Raw genomic sequence first — 18911 nt, 5'->3', positions numbered from 1 at the left:
CACGTGGCCGAGTTCCACACCGAGGTGTTCCAGAACGAGTTCCTCTCCGAGGGCGCCACGGACGTGCACGCGATCGTGACGGTCACCAGCTCGGGCGCCGGGACCGCGGGCGCCGCGTCGGCCGCGGGCACCGTCGCCGAGATCGTCATGGTGGACACGTCCGGCTCGATGCAGGGACCGAACATCGATGCGGCCAAGTACGCCGCGCAGGTGGCCGTCGACCAGATCGCCGACGGCACCTGGTTCGCGATCATCGGCGGCAGCCACGTCGCGCAGCGCGCCTTCCCCTACCCGAACGCCCCGGTCGCGATCGTGCAGATGGAGCCGGGCGCGCGCCGCGAGGCCAAGCGGGCGATCTCGCTCATGTCGCCGTCGGGCGGCACCGCGATGAGCACCTGGCTCCGCCTGGCCGACCAGGTGTTCTCGCACGTCCCGCAGGCGACGCAGCGGCACGCGATCCTGCTCACCGACGGGAAGAACGAGTCCGAGCCGCGCGAGGAGCTCTCGAACGCGATCCGGGACGTCACGGGACGCTTCCAGTGCGACGCCCGCGGCGTGGGCGCCCGGTGGGAGGTCGCCGAGCTCCGGGAGATCGCCTCCGCGCTGCTCGGCACCGTCGACCTCATCGCGAACCCCGCGGACATCGCGGAGGACTTCCGCCAGCTCGTCGCGGCGTCGATGTCGAAGGGCGTCGCCGACGCCGAGCTGCGGGTGTGGGCGCCGCAGGGGGCCCAGGTGCTGTTCGTGCGCCGGGTCGCCCCGACGGTCGAGGACCTCACCGCCCGTCGCACGGAGGTGAACGCGCTGACCGGCGCCTACCCGACGGGTGCGTGGGGCGACGAGTCCCGCGACTACCACGTCGCCATCCGCGTGCCCTCCAAGCCCGTCGGCTCCGAGCAGCTCGCGGCCCGGGTGCAGATCGCGGTCGGCGGCCAGGTGCTCACCTCGGCCCTGGTCAAGGCGCGCTGGTCGGACGACAACGCGCTCACGGCCCGGATCAACCCGGAGGTCGCGCACTACACGGGCCAGGCAGAGCTCGCGTCGGTCATCCAGGAGGGCCTGGCGGCCAAGGCGGCGGGCGACGAGGCCACGGCCACGGTCAAGCTCGGCCGCGCGGTCCAGCTCGCCCAGGAGACGGGGAACGAGGAGGCGACCAGTCGCCTGCGCAGGGTCGTGGACATCGACGACGAGGAGAAGGGCACGGTGCGCCTCAAGCGCGACGCCGCCAAGCTCGACGAGATGGCGCTCGACACCGCCTCCACGAAGACCACCCGGGTCCGCCGGTGAGCACGGTCCAGTGCCCGAACGGCCACGCCTCGGAGTCGACCGACTACTGCGACGTCTGCGGTTCGCCGATCGCCGCGGCGCCGGCCGCCCCCGCCGACCCGGCGCCCTCGCCCGTCGCTGCGGCGACCACGTGCTCGAACTGCGGCTCGCCGGCCGCGGCCGGTGCCCTGTTCTGCGAGACCTGCGGGTACGACTTCACGACGGGGTCGCTCCCCGTCGCGGCCTCGGTGCCGACCCCGGTCGTCGCGCCGCCCTCGTCGCCGACCCCGGCGGTCCCGTCGTCCCCGACTCCCCCGCCGCCGGGCACCGAGTCCTGGGTGGCCGAGATCTGGGTGGACCCGGACTGGTACGCGGCGCAGAAGCCCGAGGACCCCATGCCGTCCGCAGGCCTGCCCGGGCTGGTGCCGCTGCGTGAGCGCAGCGTGCTGGTGGGCCGGCCGTCGGTCTCGCGGAACATCCACCCGCAGGTCGACTGCGGCACGGACTCCGGCGTAAGCCCGAGGACCCACCGGCGCCTTCTCTGTGCGACTACCTGGCCGTCACGGCGCCGGGTACTGCGCGACGAACTGCGGCGTGCCGGTGTTCGTGTTGTCCGCCTGGGTGCCCACCCCGTCGATGACGTGGCGGATGGTGCCCTGGCTGAGGTTGACCGTCATCACGTGCTTGATCTGGACACCCGGGGTCGTCGGGACCTCGAAGCCGTTCTCGGTGATGACCGACGGGTCGTTCTGGTTGAAGACGTACGCGCCGCCGCCGAAGAGGCTGTGCTTCTTGACGCGGTCGCCGACCTTGTAGGCCGCCCAGCCGAGGGTGCCGGCAGGAGTCGTCCAGTCCGCCTGGGTGCGCGGGTCGTACGGCAGCTCGTTCTGGTAGAAGATCGTGGTGCCGTTCTCGCCGTTCCACACGGTGTTGTACTGCTGGAAGTGCTCGACGAACAGACCGGTCGCCGTCACGTTGTCACCGTTGACGACCAGGCCGTTGGGGGCCGTGTTCGTCACCCAGCGCGTGTCGTCGTCGTTGAGCAGCGGCAGCCCGTCGGCCGTGCGCTGCCGGTCGACGTCGGACCGCACGACGGTGTCGGTCGGGAAGCCCTCGTCCCCGTGGTCGGCACGCCACACCCACGCGTGGTCGAGCAGCACGTTGTCGCTGTTGACCTCGAGGGCGACCTTGGTGCGGCCCACGTACGGGCCGCCGACGCGGAAGAACACGTCGCTGAGCGTCGTCGGGTTCTTGGCGCCGGACCGGTCGCCGTGGCCGTTCTTCTTGCCGACGCGGACGAGAGCGGCCGAGCTGACCTCGCCGGCGTCGACCGTCACGCCTGCGACGACGACACCCGAGACGTCCTCGACCTCGAGCGGGGTCGCGCCGCCGACGGAGTGCAGGGTGGCGTAGCCGAGGCCCAGGACGACGGTGTCGGCGCGCTTGACCTTGATGGTCTTGGCGACGTCGTAGACACCAGGAGTGAGGATCAGGTTCTGCCCCTTGGCGAGCGCGTTGTTGATCGACTGGACGGAGTCGCCCGGCTTGGCGACGTAGAAGTCCTTGATCGGCACCGTGCGTCCGGGCGTCAGGCCTGCCGCCCAGCTGACGCCCTTGCTGTTGGTCTGCGCGGACGGCACGCGGACCTGGTACTTGCCCGCCGCGTCGACGAACAGGTACGGCTTCTCACGGCTGACCGGCGTGGTGTCGAGCACGGTGTACGGGTTCGGGGTGGGGAAGGTCTCCGCGGGAGCTCCGACGACGCCGGAGAAGACCGCGTTCCACACGGCGTTCGACCAGGACGTGATCTCGCTGTTGCGGGTGTACCACTGCTGCTGCGAGCCGTTGACGACCGCGGCGGCGTTGCTCCGGGAGTCGGCCATGAACCCGCCGCTGGCGTACTGCGGTCCGGCGGAGCAGTAGTCCATGAACGAGAAGCCGCCGTTGATGTTGACCCGGCGCAGCGGAGAGGCCTGCGAGACGGCCCAGAACTCGGTGTCGGTGCACCAGTCCGGACGCGGCGCGGCCTCGCCCAGCACCGTGTGCAGCCCGCCCTTGACGTTGATCGTGAGGTTCGACATCGAGCGCCAGAAGTTGGTCAGCGCGAGGCAGTTGCTGGTCTCGTCGGCCTCGAGGCACCGGTTGTAGACGTTGATCGTGCCGTTGATGACGACGTCCGTGGGCGACGCCCCGAGGCCGGCGACCTCGGTGTAGTAGCCGACCTGGACGTTGAGCGGCGCCTCGGGTGTGCCATAGGTGCCGGGCAGGAAGTAGACCGCGTCGCGGCGCGGGCCGAACTCGTTGTCGAACTGCTCGGCGGTGATCGCGTCGAACTTCGCCTTGATGTCGGCGACGGGCATGCTCGGGTCGAAGATCGTGACGCTCGGGCCGAGGTCGGGATTCGCCGGGCCCGGTCCGGGCTTGGGGTGGGCCGACGCGCCCGTGGCGCCTGCGAGACCGATCGACAGTGCGGTCACGCCGATCAGCACCTGACGGCCGATCCGTGAGCGCGCCCTGCGCGGGTGGATGGTGGGCTCGGACATCGTTGTCCTACCTTCTGTCGGGAGACGAGCGCAAATGTGGAAACGTTTACGTCGGTCGAAACAGTAGAGGCTCGTACCGGGATACGTCGAGGCATAGACGACTATTCGGGCGTCCGAGGGCCGAGGTGCGGTCGCTCTACCGGACGCCGGGCGCGGGGCCGGACGACTCCCGGGTGACCAGGACGGCCGGCAGCAGTCGCGGCAGGGTGGCGGCGTCGTCCGGGGGGACACCCGCGCTGCGCGCGGTGATCAGGTCGGTCAGCAGCGTCACCGCCGCCGCGCCCATGGCGAGGTAGTCCTGCCGGATCGTGGTGAGCGCGGGCCGGACGACAGCCGCGAGCTCGATGTCGTCGTACCCGACGACCGAGATGTCGTCGGGCACGCGCAGCCCGGCCTCGCCGATCGCACGGCACGCGCCCACCGCCATGCTGTCGCTCGCGACGAAGACGGCCGTCGGCGGGTCCGCGAGGGCCAGCAGCTCACGCATCGCCCGGTGCCCCGTGTCGAGGAAGTAGTCGCCGTGCACCACATACCCGTCCGGCACCACCAGCCCGAGGTCGGCCATCGTCTCGATGTAGCCGGCCAGCCGCTCGATGGCCGGCAGCTGGTCGGCCGGCCCCGCGATCGTGGCGATGCGTCGGTGACCCAGCTCGGCCAGGTGCCGCACCGCCGCCACGGCACCGGCCTGGCTCTCGGTGCTGACGTAGCTGGCGCGTTCGCCGCGCACCGGCAGGTCCAGCCCCACCACGGGCATGCCCGACGTGATGAGCGCGTGGACGGCCGGCAGGTGCTCGTCGACCCCCATCAGCACGACGCCGGCGAGGCTGTGCTGCGCGGCGACGCGCTCGAACGCGTGCAGGTCCTCGTCGGCGGCCTTGGGCGACACGAGCATCAGGTGGTAGCCGGTGTCCGCCAGCGCGAGCTTCAGCCCGATGAGCAGGTCCCCGAGGAACAGGACGCGACGACCGAGGGACGCGTAGGTGGTGTCCCAGATCAGGCCGACCGTGTCCGACTGTCGCCGGACGAGCGACCTCGCCTGCTGGTTGGGCAGGTAGCCCAGCTCGCGCGCGATCCGCTCGACCCGCTCACGGGTGTCCGCACTCACGCCGGGGCGCGCGTTGAGCGCCCGCGACACCGTGGCCATCGAGACCCCGCTGCGACGCGCGACCTCGCGGATGTCGACGACCACGTGAACGACTCCCCTCGCCAGCGACCTGCCGTCACCGTAGTACGTCGGGGTCCCGTCCCCGCGCAGGTCCCGGTGGCTCCTTCCCGACGCACCGCACGGTGCTCGACCCTTCCGCGCGTCGGCGGCGTGCACCAGGGTGGGACCCATGACCTCACCGGACGGCATCGCGGGCGTGTTCGACCGAGCGGCCGACACGTACGACGACGTGGGCGTGCCCTGGTTCGAGCCGATCGCGCTCGGCCTCGTCGACGAGCTGGCCGTCCGGCCCGGGGAGCGCGTGCTCGACGTCGGGTGCGGCCGCGGCGCGGCGCTGCGCCCCCTCGCCGTCGCCGCTGGTCCCACCGGGCGCGTCCTGGGCATCGACCTTGCGCCGCGGATGGTCGAGCGCACCGCCGACGACCTGCGGTCGCTCCCCCAGGTGGAGGTGCGCGTCGGCGACGCCCGCGCCCCGGAGGTGCCGGCGGGCTCGTTCGACGTCGTGGCCTCGTCGCTCGTGCTCTTCTTCCTGCCCGACCCGGGCGCCGCTGTCCGCGCGTGGACCGACCTGCTGGTCCCGGGCGGTCGGCTCGGCATCACGACGTTCGGCGAGCAGGACGAGCGCTGGCTCGGGCTCGACGCCGCGTTCACGCCGTACCTGCCGCCCGCCATGCTCGACGCGCGCACGAGCGGGCGCCGCGGACCGTTCGCCGACGACGCCGGCATGGAGGACCTGCTCACGGCCGCGGGCGTCGACGACGTCCGCACCGTGCACCGGACGGTCACCGCGACGTTCCGTGACCCCGACCAGTACGTCACCTTCTCCTGGTCGCACGGGCAGCGCGCGATGTGGGAGGCGGTGCCGCCCGAGGACCACGCGTCGGTCCTCGGGCTCCTGACCGACCAGCTCGATGCGTTCCGCGACGAGGACGGGGCGATCCGACTCCACCAGGACGTCCGCTACACGCTGGGGACCGCCTGACGGGCGAGCTCCGCGTTCGCGCGCTCGGTCAGCAGCGTCAGCACCCGTCCCGCGACCTCGAGGTCCTCGGCCGGCACGTCGCCGTACAGCCGCGCGGTGATCGTCTCGATCTCACCGATCACGGCGTCGAACCGCTCCCGACCGGCGGCCGTGAGGGCCAGGTCGCCCGTGTCGGCCTCGTCCGCCAGTCCGAGCCGGCGCACGCTGTCGACCGCGTCGCGTGCGGTCGCGTCATCCACCTTCAGCCCGCCGGCGAGGCGTGCGACGACGTCGGGGTACGCACCGGCACCTGCCTCCACCTGGTTCAGCGCGACCCACTCCTCGAACGCCAGGCCCGACCCCTGCAGGCGGACGTCCAGCAGGGTTCGGGTCGCGCGCTCGGCCTGTCCGATGACTCGTCCGTTGAGCGTCATGGTTCGTTCCTCCGTGCCTCGTTGGTGTCGCTAACGTTAGTCGGGTGAATGATTACGCACAAGACGTTGGAGTGACGAACGATCCTGCTAGCGTCGCCCCATGACCTCCCCCGGACCGTCGAGCATCACGGCCCTGCCGAGCTGGTTGCTGTCCCAGACGTCGACCCACGCGCACCGACTCCTGGTCGAACGCCTGTCGGCGCTCGGCGCGCGCGGGTACGACTACCGCGTCCTCGCGACGCTCGACGAGCATGGCGCGACGAGCCAGGCGGACCTGGGTCGGGCCACGGGCATCCACCTGAGCGACATGGTCGGGTGCCTCAACGACCTCGAGAGCGCCGGCTACGTCGAGCGCGTGCCCGACCCGGCGGACCGCCGTCGCAACGTCGTGACGGTGACCGCACCGGGTCGCGAGCGGCTCCAACGGCTGGCCGCCGAGGTCGGCCGCGTCCAGGACGACCTGCTGACACCGCTCTCGGCTGCCGAGCGCGCCGAGCTCACCCGGCTGCTCGGACGCCTCCTGGCGTTCCACGACGCCCGCTGACGACGGACTCGTCAGTACGGACCGTGCCGTCCGCGGTCACCGCGATCGCGGTGACCGCACCGTGCTGCGCCGCCCACGCGACACCGTCGGTCCCGAGCGCCAGCACCGACGTGGCCAGCACGTCCGCGGTCGTGAGGTCGGCGGCCACGACGGTCGCGGACACGAGCTCGGTCGCGGCCTCGCCCGTGCGCCCGTCCCAGACGTGCGCACCGCGCTCGTAGGTGCCCGACGTGGCGACCGCGCCGTCGCGCAGCTCGAGGACCGCGAGCATCTGGCCCTGGTCCGCGGGGTGGCGGATGCCGACCTGCCAGCCCCGACCCGGCTCGGGCTCCCCGCGGGTCACCACGTCGCCGCCCGCGTTCAGGCAGAAGCGGCGCAGACCGCCCGCCTCCAGCACGTCGGCAGCCCGTTGGGCCGCCCAGCCCTTGACCACGCCGTCGGTGTCGAGCGTCCCGTCCGGCCGCCGCACGTGGAAGGCTCCCCCGCTGGCCTCCCACGCCCGGCCCGCGACGGCCAGGACCTCACGCAGGTCGTCCGAGAGCCCCGCGGGCCGAAGCCGACCCGAGGCGTACCGGCTCACCTCGCTGTCGGGGTCGTGCCGGCTGAACCGGCGGTCGGCGTCCCGCAGCACCGCGAACGCGGCCTCGACGAGCTCCGCGGTCCCGACGTCGCCGTCGCGCACGTCGACCGACATGGGGATCCCCATCACGGTCTCGAGGTGGCGCACGCGCTCAGCCATGCTGGTCGATCGCCGACTGGACGGATTCGGCGTAGGCCTCCGAGGTGTACGTCGCCCCGGAGACGGTGTCGACCTGGGCCGACTGCGCCGCGACGACCTTCTGCTGGAGCAGCGGCACCGCCTGCTCGTTGATCCGGACGCTCTCGCGCTCCCGGCTGGGCACCTGGAGCGCCTGCACGTCCGCGATCTGGCTGCCGGTGAACGTCACCGAGACCTGCACGGGCCCGTACCGCGTCTGCTCGACCGCGCCGACGATCGTCACGGTGTCCGACGTCGTGGTGTCGCCACCGGTGCTGGACCCGGGATCGGTGACGGACGAGTCGGACGACCCGGAGCTCGTCGCCGTGTCGGCGCTCGACGAACCCGTCGACGAGCCCTGTGCGGTCGTCGCTCCCGCGGAGGAGTCCTGCACCGCCGGGGCGAACTTCGCGACGCCGGCGGCGGTCATGGCGGCGGCGGCACCCACGTACAGCAGGGTCCCCCGCCAGGGTCGGGTGGCCATCAGCCCAGCTCCTCTCGGTGGATCGCACCCGCGGGCACGCCCAGTGCACGGGCCGAGCGCTCGACGGTCGTGGCCATGGCATCCGGCCCGCAGACGAACACGTCCCGCTCTGCGATGTCGGGCACGAGCCGCCGCAGGTGCGCCGGGGCGAGCGGGTCGTAGCGCAGCTCGGAACGGCGCCCGGGCAGCGGGACGTAGTGCAGCCACGGCGACTCGGTGAACTCGTCGGCCAGCGCCAGGGCGTCGGCGCTGTGGGCGCGGTGCAGGACGACGAGGTGGTGGCCCCGGCGCAACAGCTCCTCGGCCAGGGCGCGGACGGGGCCGATGCCGGCGCCGCCCGCGACCAGGAGCACCCGGTGCGTCGTCGCACGGTCCGCGGTGAACCGACCGAACGGACCCTCGATCTGGACGCGGGTGCCGGGCCGCAGCGCGTCGACCGCGGACGAGTGGTCGCCCAGCGCGCCGACCGTGAACCGGAGCCTGTCGTCCGTCGGCACCATCGACAGCGAGTACGGATGGGCGGTGCCGAGGTGCCCGCGCGTCAGGTACCGCACCAGGAAGTACTGCCCGGCGCGGGCGTCGAGCCTGCCGAGCGACGCGCCGGTGAGCCAGACGCTCACCAGCCCGCGCGCCTCGGGCACCACCGACGCGACCCGGAGCTGGTGACGGTGCGTGTCGAGCAGCGGGAGCACGACCCGCCAGATGACGACCGCGGACGCCGTGGCCGAGTACAGGCCGATCCAGGCGATCTGCGCGAGCCGCTGGGAGACGAAGTGCGTCCCGCCCGCGATCTGGTGGAAGAACGTCAGGAAGATCCCCACGTAGATGGTCAGGTGCAGCCCGAACCACCACTCGTACGAGAGGGCGCGCCGGGCGAACCGCGCGCTGGAGAGTCCCACGACGAGGAACAGGACCGTGCCGATCAGTGCGGGCCACAGGTACGGCTGGGTGGCCAGGATGCCGGGCACCTCCGACCAGACGGACGTCCGGTCGAGCAGGGCGCCCCCGACGACCACCAGCGCGACGTGGGTCAGCACCAGGAGGACGACCGTCGTGCCGAGCGACCGGTGCCAGGCGGTGAGCCGGTCGAGCCCCACCGAGCGTTCGAACCAGGGGACGCGCGCCACGAGCAGGAGCTGCGCGCAGACGAGGAACGAGCCGAGCAGGCCGGACAGCTCCCCGACGCTCATCAGCGCTCCCCCAGGCGTCGCACCGGCGGCCGACGACGTCCCGAACCACCAGAACGCGACGACGGCCAGCGATCCCAGCCACAGTGTCGCCATCGCGGCGGAGAGGCGTCGGCGTGGCGCCGCCTGCCTCGTCGCGGAGACCGCCGGGGCGGCGCGCATCGTCGTGGTCATGGGAAGAGCCTCGTCGTCGCGCCTCCGAGCATGCTCGGAACGACCTGTGCGTTCCCCATGTGGTCCATCCTCGTCCGCGACCTGCCCGCCATCGACTGACCGAGCGGCACCGACGGTCCGGCGCGGGCCGTCGGTGCCAGACTGGCGTCATGAGCGTCCCCGACCCGGTCCAGTTCAGTGCCGCATGGCAGGCCGCGTGGAACGCGCACGACCTCGACGCCGTGCTCGCCCACTTCCACGACGACGTCGTGTTCACGTCCCCGGTCGCCGCGCGGATCCTGCCCGGCTCCGACGGCGTCGTGCGGGGCAAGGAGCAGCTCCGCGCCTACTGGGCCGAGGGGCTGCGGGTGTTCCCCGACCTGCGCTTCACGGTGGTGGACATCTTCGCCGGCGTGACCACCCTGGTGCTCCAGTACCGCAACCAGCGCGGCAGCATCGTCGACGAGGTCCTCGTGTTCGGCAAGGACGGCCGCGTGGTCCAGGGCCACGGCACCTACCGCGTCGAGGTCGAGGACCTCGCCGACGAGGGTTAGCCTCCTCGCCACGTCCGAGGCCGACGACGGAGCAGGTCAGCTCGCTGCCGGCACCGGCGCGAACGGACCCGGTCGGCCCAGCAGGTAGCCCTGCGCCCACGGGACGCCCAGGTCCTGCAGGACCGCCAGCTCCTGGGGCTCCTCGACACCCTCCGCGATGAGCTGCGCCCCGACCTCCTGCGCGAACGACACCATCGCGCGGGTGAGCGCCCGCTTCTCCGTGCTGCGGTGGATCCCCGAGATCAGGGAGATGTCGAGCTTGATGATGTCCGGCTGGAGCCGCACGAGGTGCCGGAAGCCGGCGTACCCGGCGCCCAGGTCGTCGGCGGAAAGGCGGGCACCCTGCGTGCGCAGCCCGGCGAACGCACCACGCACGGCGCTGTAGTCCTCGACCGGCACGTGCTCGGTCAGCTCGATCACCATGCGCGAGGCCATCTCGGGCGTGCAGAGGTCGTGCTCGAGCATGTACAGCGCGGTGGCCGGCGACATGTTGACGGCCAGGAACAGGGGCGCCGGCGCACGGTCGAGGTAGCTCAGCGCCGCGACCGCGGCGGACCACTCCATCTCGATGCCGAGCCCGACGGAGAACGCATCCGCGTACCAGCGCTCGGGTCCGCCGTGGGCGGGGTCGGAGAAGCGCGAGAGCGCCTCGTGGCCGACGGTCCGCAGGGTCTGCGTCTCGACGACGGGCTGGTAGACGATGTCGCGCGTCCCGTTGCGCAGCACGTGCTCGATGCGCTCACGGGTACGCGCCGTGCCCTCGTCGTCGGCGTGGTGCGGGGTGGCCGGGCTGACCGACCTGCGCAGCGTCGAGTACAGCTCGCGCGTCTGCAGCAGGTTGGCGATCCGCAGGCAGGTCTCGGTGATGTCCAGCGGCTTGGTCAGGAAGTCCTGCGCGCCCAGGCCGAGGGCGCGGTTGCGGGCGGTCGTCGTGGTGTCGGCCGTCAGCACGAGGACGGGGAGGTAGGTGCCGGCCGCGTACGCCTGGACCTGCGCGAGCACCTCGAACCCGTCGACCTCCGGCATGTGCAGGTCGAGAAGCACCAGGTCCGGGTGGATCTGCGGCAGGCGGGCACCGACCTGACGCGCGTCGGTCTCGGTCTCGATCCGCTCCATGCCCTGCCGGAGCAGGAGCGAGCGCAGCAGCAGCACGTTGCTGGGGCTGTCGTCGACGACGAGCACGACCATGGTCGAGAAGCGCTCGAGCGACCTATCCAGCATCGTCGCGACCCCCGACCTCGTCGAGCGCGCCCAGGACGTCGCGCAGGTCGAGCGGCTTGGTGAGGTACCGGGCCGCGCCCGCGTCGAGCAGGCGGCGCTCCTGCCCCGCCGTGGCGTCCGCCGTGAGGATCAGCACCGGGACGTCGCACGTGGTCGGGTCGCCCTTGAGGGACTTCAGGACGTCGAGGCCGGAGCGGTCCGGCAGGTGCAGGTCGAGCAGCACCAGGTCGGGGTGGTTGGCCCGGGCGAGGTCGAGGCCGAGGCCACCGAGCCCCGCGTGGATGAGCCGCCAGTGCGGCCGCAGCCGGAGCAGGTGCTGGATGATCTCGACGTTCGGCGCGTTGTCCTCGACGTAGAGCAGGGTCCGCACGGGGGTCGCGGGGTCGTGCGACACGCCGGCCAGCACCGCGTCCGGGCCGGCCGCGCGCGAGCCGTGGGTCGCGACCGCCCGGGGCAGGGTCACCGTGAATGCCGAGCCGCGACCAGGTGCGGACTCGGCGGTGACGGTCCCGCCCATGAGCTCGGCGAGCGAGCGGGTCAGGGCCAGCCCGATCCCGGTCCCGTCGATGCCGGTCGCCTCGGCGCCGAGCCGGTCGAACGGGGTGAAGAGCCGGTCCTGGAGCGCCTGCGGGATCCCCGGGCCGTCGTCGCGGACGGTGATCGCGACCGTGTCGCCGAGCACCTGCTGCTCGACCCAGACCGTCCCCCCGACGCGGTTGTACTTGATGGCGTTGGACACGAGGTTGAGCAGGATCTGGCGCAGCCGCTGCCGGTCGGCGACGACGTGCCAGCTCTCGAGCGGGGACTCGTCCAGCACGATGTCGGCGCCGTCGGCCATCGACGCCATGAGCTGGATGCTCTCCGCGACGAGCTCGGCGGTCGAGACGGGCTCGAGGCTGATCGACATCTCGCCGGCCTCGATGCGCGCCACGTCGAGCACGTCGTTGATGAGGTTGAGCAGGTGTCTCCCGCCCTTGAGGATCTGGGCCAGCTCTCCCTCGTACTGGGTGCCCGCCAGCTCGAGCTCGAGCAGCTGCCCGAACCCCAGCACCGCGTTCAGGGGCGTGCGCAGCTCGTGGCTCATCCGGGAGAGGAAGACGTTCTTCGCGGCGTTGGCCGACCGCGCGGCCAGCTCGGCCTCGCGCAGGTCCGCCGCGGCCTTCATCCGGCCGGTGATGTCGTCGATCGTGATGAGGTAGCGCTCGGTCGGCCCGTACGGGTTGAGGACGGGCGTCGAGACCGTGCGGATCCATCGGACGGCTCCGCCGCGCAGGACGATCCGGTGCTCCGACTCGGCCGCCATCCCGTTCCGGGTCGGTTCGACGAAGTCCCGCCAGACGCGGTCGCGGTCCTCGGGGTGTGTCACGACCGCCTCCGGGTCCGCCCGGAGCTCGTCGGGCCCGACCCCGAGCACCTTGGCCGTCCCCGGGCTGATGTAGAGGTAGGCGGTCGGCTCGATCTGGAGCAGCAGGAACACCGTGTCGACGCCCTCGGCGAGCTGCCGCAGCCGCGTCTCGGTCTCCCGCATGCTCTGCTCGGCCGCACGCTGGTCGGTGAGGTCCCGGAACGCCGCGATCGCGATCGGGTGGGCGACGTCGCTGCGGTCCTGGGACAGGCTGACCGCCATCGGGAACGTCGAACCGTCCCGCCGGCAGCCCACGAGCTCGACCGTGACGCCCCTCGGGAGAGCACCCGGGTCGTCCAGGTACTCCTGGTGACGCTCGAGGTGGAGGGAGCGCAGCTCCGCGGCCAGCATCATCTCGAGCCGCATGCCCACGAGCTCGTCGCGCCCGTACCCGAACATCTCGGAGGCCCGTGCGTTGGCCATGACGATCACGCCGTTCGCGTCGGAGCCCGCGATCGCGTCGGGCGCCGCCTCGAGGAGCGAGGCGTAGCGCTCGGCGTCCCGCTCCTCGTGGCTCACCGGCCGGGAGAGCGACGCGACGCCGACGATCGTCCCGTCCGCGGCCCGGACCGGAGACATCGACATGACGACGTCGAACGGCTCGCCGTCCGCCCGCAGCCGCACGGTACGCAAGCCGCTGGCCGCTGCCCCGGCGGCGACCTCGGCGTGCCGGACGCGCTCCTCGGCCAGCGCCTGGGGTGCCACGAGCGTCTCGTAGCTGCGACCGACCATCTGGTCGGCCGGGTACCCGTAGACGAGCGTCGCACCGTGGTTCCAGGTGGTGACGACTCCGTCGAGGTCCTTGGCGATGACGGCGTCGTGCGACGACTCGACGATCGCAGCGAGTGCCAGCGCGACCTCGACGGCCTGGTCCGGCGCGCGGCCACCTGCGATCTCGCTCATGCCCACCCCGCAGAGGTTGGATCGGCGGCACGTCGGCGAGCCGTCCGGGTCGCCAGCATATTCCCGGCGGCCCGCATCTGCGCTACCTCGCCGGAAATGCCCCGCTCTGCATCGACATTGCGCGCATCTGCCGTCTGACCTGGACAAACACCCAACTCGACGCAATTAACGGATCTGCGCCGGAATCGATCAGCCGAACATTTAACCCAGCCGGCGCATTCACCTCGCTAGGCGTCCGTCGTCGGCGTGATCTCGATGAGCGGGCTCTGCGCCATCATCAGGTCGACGTCGTGGCGGCCCCACCGGCTCGCCGCGGCCTCGATCAGCGGCCGGCGTTCGTCGGGGTCGTCGACCACCCGCGCGATCCCAGGCACGTCCGCAGACACCCCGCTCTTGAGGTGGATCACGACGTGCGGGTCGGCGCTCACGTTGTGGATCCATGCCCGGGTGTGCGGCGACGGACGGCCGGAGATGAACAGCCGGCCGTCCAGGTCGTGCAGGAAGATCTCGATCCGCCGAGGCTCCCCCGACCTCCTGCCGGTGGTCGTGAGGTCGATGATCTGGCTGCGGTGCAGCGCGCTCGAGGTGTCCACGCCGCCACTGTCCGCCCGCGCACGGACCGCGGCAACCTTGGGGACGCGGCGAGCGACGCCCGGATCGTGCGGCACGCTGGGGAACCATGTGGCACACCCGGTCCTCGACGACCGTCTACGAGAACGCCTGGATCCGCGTGCGCGAGGACCAGGTCGACCGCCCCGACGGCGGCGCCGGCATCTACGGCGTGGTCGAGATGCGCCACCCCGCGGTGTTCGTCGTGCCCGTCACGGCCGACGACGAGGTGGTGCTGGTGGACGTGGCGCGCTACACCACGGGCGCCGGCTCGCTCGAGGTCCCCGCGGGCGGCTCGGACGGCGAGGAGCCGTTGGTCGCCGCGCAGCGAGAGCTGCGCGAGGAGACCGGCCTCGTCGCGGACAGCTGGGAGCCCATCGGCTTCATGTTCGCGCTCAACGGCGTGAGCCACGCCCCCGAGCACGTGTTCCTCGCCCGGGGGCTGCGTCCCGCCGACGTGCCCGCCGAGCAGGCCGAGGAGGGCATCACCGCCGTCCGGACCGTGCCGTGGGCCGAGGTCTTGCGCCTCGTCGCCGACGGGACCATCACCGACGGCGAGACGGTCGCCGCCCTCATGTACGCGGCGATCGCCCTGGGCCGCGTCTCGTAGGTACCGTCGACGGATGGGCTTCGACGTCGAACCGACGGCCTACCAGCGGTTCATGGGCCGGTTCTCCGAGCCGCTCGCGGCACAGCTCGTCGGCGCCCTGGGCGCGGCCGTCGACGGTCGTGCGCTGGACGTGGGCTGCGGGCCGGGAGTGCTGACCGCCCATCTCGTCGCACGCCTGGGACCGGGGTCTGTCGCGGCCGTCGACCCGTCCGAGTCGTTCGTCGCGGCGACGCGGGCCCGGTTCCCCGGCGCGCAGGTGCTCGTCGCGGTCGCCGAGGCCCTGCCGTTCGCCGACGACGCGTTCGACCTCACCGTCGCGCAGCTCGTCGTCCACTTCATGAGCGACCCGGTCGCGGGCATCGCCGAGATGGCCCGCGTGACCCGGCCGGACGGCGTCGTCGCCGCGAACGTCTGGGACCACGGCGGGCGGGGCGGCCCGCTGGACACCTTCTGGCGCGCGGTGCACGACGTCGACCCCGACGAAGCCGGGGAGGCCGAGCTCCCCGGCACCCGCGAGGGGCATCTCGCCGAGCTGTTCCGCGCCGCCGGCCTGTCGGACGTCGTGGCGTGGAGCGAGAACGTCCGGGCGCCCTATGCGTCGTTCGACGACTGGTGGGAGACCTTCACGCTCGGTGTCGGGCCTGCGGGCGCGTACGTGGCCTCGCTGTCCGACGAGCGACGAGCCGTCCTGCGGGCACGCGCCGCCGAGCTGGTGCCGACGGGCGCGTTCGAGGTGAGCGCCGTCGCGTGGTGCGCGCGCGGTCGCGCCTAGGGGACGTCCCCGACCCGCTGGGCCTCGACGGCGCGATGGATGTTGCCGTGGATGTGATCGGCACCGAGCCGGTCGACGAACCCTTCGCGCACCAGCACCTCCCGGACCCGCGGCTTCAACCGGGCCAGCCGGAGCGTCACACCGGCCTGCTGGCAGAGCACCAGGACGTCGTCGAGCTTCGCGGAGCCCTGCGAGTCGACGAAGTTGACCCCCTCGAGCACCACGACGACACCGTGCACCCCGGGCGTCTCCTGGATCAGCGTGCGCACCCGGTCCTCGAGGGCGTCCGACGTGGCGAAGAAGAGCCCGCCGTCGATCCGGACGACGGCGACACCGTCGGGGAGCTCGTCGTCGGGGTTCTCGGCCAGGTCGCGGTAGACCTGCGTGCCCGGCTGACGGGCCAGCACGGGCATCCCGGGCCGGGTGGCGACCCCGACGAGCCAGAGCAGAGAGAGGCCGATCCCGATCATGACCCCCGCGAGCACACCGAACACGAGCGTGCCCAGGATCGCCGCGATCGCGACCCAGAAGTCGAACCGCTGGACCCGGTAGATCCGCCGCATCTCCGGCAGGTTCATCATGCCCATCACGACGGCCTCGATGATGAGCGCCCCGAGCACCGGCTTGGGCAGCTCGGAGAACAGCGGGGCGAGCACCAGCAGCGTCGCGAGCACGGTCAGGCCGGACGTGATCGACGCGAGCCCCGTGCGGGCGCCCGAGTGGTCGTTGAGCGAGCTCGCCGACAGGCTCGTCGAGACCGGCATGCCCTGCAGCACGCCCGACCCGATGTTCGCGGCCGACTGCGCCAGCGACTCCTGGTTCACGTCGATCTGGTACCGGTGCTTCGCGGCGAACGCCCGGGCGTCCCCCGCCGTCTGCGAGAACCCGATGAGCATGAGCGCGAACGCCCCGAGCGTCACGGGCACGACGTGCTCCCACATGAGACCGAGGTCGGGCAGCGCGAACGTCGGCAGCCCGCGGGGCACGTCGCCGACCAGCGCGACGCCGTGGTCGCCGAGGTCGAACAGGTAGGACGCCAGGAGACCGCCCACGACGAGGACCAGGGCGCCCGGCACCCGCGGCGCGACGACGCGCAGCCCGAACACGACGACGAGCGACACCACGCCGACGACGAGGGTCGCCCGGTTGCCGTCGCCCAGCGCCCCGATCCACGAGCGCAGCTCCTGGAAGGAGTTCGACCCCTCGACCGACGTCCCGTTGATCTTGGGCAGCTCGCCGATGACGACGTCGATCGCCGCCCCGAACAGGAAGCCGGTCACCACCGCGCGCGAGAGGAACTGGGCGATCCAGCCCATCTTGAGGACCGCCAGCACGAGGAAGAGCAGACCGGACGCGAGCGTCAGACCGGCGACGAACGACGCGATGTCGACCTCGTCGGTGATCCCGGCCGCGACGACGGCGCTGGCGGCGACCGCCGCCAGGCCCGAGCTCGGACCCATCGAGATCTGCCGGCACGTGCCGAAGACCGCGTACAGGAGCGCGCCCGCGGCGGCGGCGTACAGGCCGTTCTGCAGCGGGATCCCGGCGATGTCGGCGTAGCCCAGGTTCTTCGGGACGATCAGCGCAGCGACGGTGACGCCGGCGATGAGGTCGCCGCGCAGCCACCGACGGTCGTAGGTCCGCAGCCAGCCGACGATCGGGAGGAGGCGGACGAGCCGCGACGTCTCGGTCACCCGAAGTCCATCCCTTCGAGCGACGACGACGGTCTCTGGTCGGGCAGGCGGAGCATCCGGAACGAGTTGGCCAGGCCCAGGAGGCCTGCGAGCAACGGGACCAGCAGCGCGATCTGCAGCGAGATGTTGCGGGCGTCGTTGTTGATCTCGACCACCGCGGCCTCGACCTCCGGCGGCAGCCCGGTGAGCTGCTCGGCGAGCTGGGTGTTGCTCATGATCTCGGCGTCCTCCTCGAGCGCCGCGGCGATCTGCTGCTGCTCGGCCACCGGGATGACGTCGCTGCTCTCGGTCATGGTGGTGAAGCTGAACGAGAGGGCGGCGAGCATCAGCCCACCGGCCATCGCCAGGCCGAACGAGAGCCCGAACGAGCCGGCCGCGGAGTTCACGCCTGCCGCCTCGCTGACACGTTCCTCCTCGACCGGCGCGAGCGTGTAGTTGTTCAGCTGCGACACGAGCAGGCCCAGCCCGGCACCCGCGACCGCGAGCGGGACGACGAGGTACCAGCCGCTGTCGACCCGGGGGACGAACGGGATGATGACCGCGATCCCGAGGCTGGCCAGCAGGAACCCCGCGCGGATGATCGCCGCAGGACGCCGGTTGCCCGCCCGCTTCCCGGCCACGAGCGCGGCGGCGAACATCGTGAGCGACAGCGGGGCCAGCGAGAGCCCCGCCTGCAGGGCGTTGTACTCCAGGGTCATCTGGAAGAACAACGGCAGGGCGATCATCGCGCCGCCGAGCGTGACCTGCTGCAGCATCTGGCCCGTGACGCCGGCGGTGAAGTTGGGGTGCTGGAACAGGTCCGGGTCGAGCAGCGTCACGCGGCCCTGGCGCTTGCGCCTCACGAGCCAGCGCGCGAGGGCCACGAGAGCCACGCCACCGAGCACCATCAGCAGGAGGACGTACTCGCCACCCTCCTGCCAGACGAGGATGCCGAGCACCACGCCACCCATGCCGACCACGGAGAGCACGGCGCCGACGACGTCGACCTTGCGCGAGCCCGTGTACGGCACGTCCTTGACCAGGCGGATCTGGCTGAGCACCACCAGGATGACGACGACCTCGAGCCCGAACCCGACGCGCCACGACAGGTACGTCGTGACGAAGCCGCCCAGGAGCGGGCCGATCGCCGCGGCGATGGCGGCCGCCGCCCCGACCAGCGCGTACGCCTGCTTCTGCGCGGCGCCGGCGAAGTTCCCGTGGATCAGCGACTGCATCGCCGGGAGCAGCAACGAGGCGCCGAGCCCGCCGATGATCGCCCAGAAGACGACGATCGCGGTCAGGTTCTGCGCCAGGGTCATGGCCAGCGCGCCGACCGCGTAGGCGAGCAGGCCCAGGACGTACGCCTTCTTGCGGCCGATGAGGTCGCCGACCTTGCTGTTGATGAGGATGAAGGCCGCCGACACGAGCGCCTCGAGCGCGATGGCCGACTGGACGCCGCTGGCCGTCGTGTCGAGGTCCGTGACGACCGCCGAGATCGAGACGTTCATCAGCGACGTGTCGACGACGAGGACGAACATCGCCATGGCGAGCAGGAGCATCAACCGACGGCTGCCGTTCGGCGCGACACCTTCCCCGGGACCGGTGCTCATGCTTGCCCTCCTGGTCTCTCGTACGGCACGACGCGCGCGAGGCCCCGGAGCACGGCCCTG

The 18911-nt window shown here is 72.1% G+C and carries 18 protein-coding genes; 6 read left to right on the top strand and 12 right to left on the bottom strand.

The window, feature by feature from the left end:
* The first annotated feature begins 3 nt into the window (after positions 1–3).
* Positions 4–1287 carry a VWA domain-containing protein gene (locus tag AC1DUE_RS10295; protein ID WP_477039322.1) on the top strand — a complete coding sequence of 428 codons (1284 nt, stop codon included), beginning with the start codon at positions 4–6 and terminating at the stop codon, positions 1285–1287.
* 43 nt (positions 1288–1330) lie between these two features.
* On the opposite strand, the gene AC1DUE_RS10290 is transcribed toward AC1DUE_RS10295, so the two are convergent.
* The 3 genes from AC1DUE_RS10290 to AC1DUE_RS10280 all read right to left on the bottom strand — a co-directional run bounded on the left by AC1DUE_RS10290 (position 1331) and on the right by AC1DUE_RS10280 (position 4998).
* Complete coding sequence (locus tag AC1DUE_RS10290; RefSeq protein ID WP_477039321.1) at positions 1331–1768, bottom strand: hypothetical protein; 438 nt, start codon at positions 1766–1768, stop codon at positions 1331–1333.
* A 58-nt stretch (positions 1769–1826) separates the two neighbouring features.
* Entirely contained in the window at positions 1827–3809 is a 1983-nt protein-coding gene (locus AC1DUE_RS10285; protein ID WP_477039320.1) for an adenylyl cyclase, read from the bottom strand.
* Between the two features lie 136 nt (positions 3810–3945).
* On the bottom strand, positions 3946–4998 hold the full coding sequence (locus AC1DUE_RS10280; RefSeq protein WP_477039319.1) for a LacI family DNA-binding transcriptional regulator: 1053 nt from the start codon (positions 4996–4998) through the stop codon (positions 3946–3948).
* 145 nt (positions 4999–5143) lie between these two features.
* Between AC1DUE_RS10280 and AC1DUE_RS10275 the strand changes: the two genes are divergently transcribed.
* Positions 5144–5956 (top strand): class I SAM-dependent methyltransferase, encoded by an 813-nt coding sequence (locus AC1DUE_RS10275; RefSeq protein WP_477039318.1) that lies wholly within the window; start codon positions 5144–5146, stop codon positions 5954–5956.
* On the opposite strand, the gene AC1DUE_RS10270 is transcribed toward AC1DUE_RS10275, so the two are convergent.
* Positions 5935–6369 carry a hypothetical protein gene (locus AC1DUE_RS10270; RefSeq protein ID WP_477039317.1) on the bottom strand — a complete coding sequence of 145 codons (435 nt, stop codon included), beginning with the start codon at positions 6367–6369 and terminating at the stop codon, positions 5935–5937. The genes AC1DUE_RS10275 and AC1DUE_RS10270 overlap by 22 nt on opposite strands.
* A 100-nt stretch (positions 6370–6469) precedes the next feature.
* Between AC1DUE_RS10270 and AC1DUE_RS10265 the strand changes: the two genes are divergently transcribed.
* Positions 6470–6913 carry a MarR family winged helix-turn-helix transcriptional regulator gene (locus tag AC1DUE_RS10265; RefSeq protein ID WP_477039316.1) on the top strand — a complete coding sequence of 148 codons (444 nt, stop codon included), beginning with the start codon at positions 6470–6472 and terminating at the stop codon, positions 6911–6913.
* Here the strand turns inward: AC1DUE_RS10265 and AC1DUE_RS10260 are convergent.
* The 3 genes from AC1DUE_RS10260 to AC1DUE_RS10250 are packed head-to-tail and all read right to left on the bottom strand — an operon-like array spanning position 6867 to position 9515.
* Positions 6867–7652, bottom strand: a complete 786-nt coding sequence (locus AC1DUE_RS10260; RefSeq protein WP_477039315.1) for an FAD:protein FMN transferase — start codon at positions 7650–7652, stop codon at positions 6867–6869. The genes AC1DUE_RS10265 and AC1DUE_RS10260 overlap by 47 nt on opposite strands.
* On the bottom strand, positions 7645–8154 hold the full coding sequence (locus tag AC1DUE_RS10255; protein WP_477039314.1) for an FMN-binding protein: 510 nt from the start codon (positions 8152–8154) through the stop codon (positions 7645–7647). Before AC1DUE_RS10255 ends, AC1DUE_RS10260 begins: the two co-directional genes overlap by 8 nt.
* Positions 8154–9515 carry a ferredoxin reductase family protein gene (locus AC1DUE_RS10250; RefSeq protein WP_477039313.1) on the bottom strand — a complete coding sequence of 454 codons (1362 nt, stop codon included), beginning with the start codon at positions 9513–9515 and terminating at the stop codon, positions 8154–8156. Before AC1DUE_RS10250 ends, AC1DUE_RS10255 begins: the two co-directional genes overlap by 1 nt.
* A gap of 149 nt (positions 9516–9664) precedes the next feature.
* Between AC1DUE_RS10250 and AC1DUE_RS10245 the strand changes: the two genes are divergently transcribed.
* Positions 9665–10048, top strand: coding sequence for a nuclear transport factor 2 family protein (locus AC1DUE_RS10245; protein WP_477039312.1), 384 nt, complete (start codon positions 9665–9667; stop codon positions 10046–10048).
* A 36-nt stretch (positions 10049–10084) separates the two neighbouring features.
* Here the strand turns inward: AC1DUE_RS10245 and AC1DUE_RS10240 are convergent, their stop codons facing one another.
* The 3 genes from AC1DUE_RS10240 to AC1DUE_RS10230 form a co-directional block, all read right to left on the bottom strand.
* Positions 10085–11269, bottom strand: a complete 1185-nt coding sequence (locus tag AC1DUE_RS10240) for an EAL domain-containing response regulator (protein ID WP_477039311.1) — start codon at positions 11267–11269, stop codon at positions 10085–10087.
* On the bottom strand, positions 11259–13577 hold the full coding sequence (locus AC1DUE_RS10235; RefSeq protein WP_477039310.1) for a PAS domain S-box protein: 2319 nt from the start codon (positions 13575–13577) through the stop codon (positions 11259–11261). Before AC1DUE_RS10235 ends, AC1DUE_RS10240 begins: the two co-directional genes overlap by 11 nt.
* Before the next feature lie 227 nt (positions 13578–13804).
* Positions 13805–14170 carry a nitroreductase/quinone reductase family protein gene (locus tag AC1DUE_RS10230; protein WP_477039309.1) on the bottom strand — a complete coding sequence of 122 codons (366 nt, stop codon included), beginning with the start codon at positions 14168–14170 and terminating at the stop codon, positions 13805–13807.
* 86 nt (positions 14171–14256) lie between these two features.
* Here AC1DUE_RS10230 and AC1DUE_RS10225 point away from each other — a divergent pair, with 86 nt between their 5' ends.
* The gene (locus tag AC1DUE_RS10225) at positions 14257–14796 is read left to right on the top strand and encodes an NUDIX domain-containing protein (protein ID WP_477039308.1); all 540 of its coding nucleotides are present in this window, start codon (positions 14257–14259) and stop codon (positions 14794–14796) included.
* Between the two features lie 13 nt (positions 14797–14809).
* Positions 14810–15568 carry a class I SAM-dependent methyltransferase gene (locus tag AC1DUE_RS10220; protein WP_477039307.1) on the top strand — a complete coding sequence of 253 codons (759 nt, stop codon included), beginning with the start codon at positions 14810–14812 and terminating at the stop codon, positions 15566–15568.
* Here AC1DUE_RS10220 and AC1DUE_RS10215 read toward each other — a convergent pair.
* Positions 15565–17262, bottom strand: coding sequence for a SulP family inorganic anion transporter (locus tag AC1DUE_RS10215; RefSeq protein ID WP_477039306.1), 1698 nt, complete (start codon positions 17260–17262; stop codon positions 15565–15567). The two genes, AC1DUE_RS10220 and AC1DUE_RS10215, sit on opposite strands and share 4 nt — an antisense overlap.
* Positions 17259–18851, bottom strand: coding sequence for an MFS transporter (locus AC1DUE_RS10210; protein WP_477039305.1), 1593 nt, complete (start codon positions 18849–18851; stop codon positions 17259–17261). The genes AC1DUE_RS10215 and AC1DUE_RS10210 overlap by 4 nt, the downstream gene beginning before the upstream one ends.
* Positions 18852–18911: the final 60 nt, after the last annotated feature.

The sequence above is a fragment of the Cellulomonas sp. P4_A2 genome (assembly GCF_056402515.1).
Note: the sequence above shows the minus strand (reverse complement) of the source record. Positions and strands in the feature narration are given on the sequence as shown.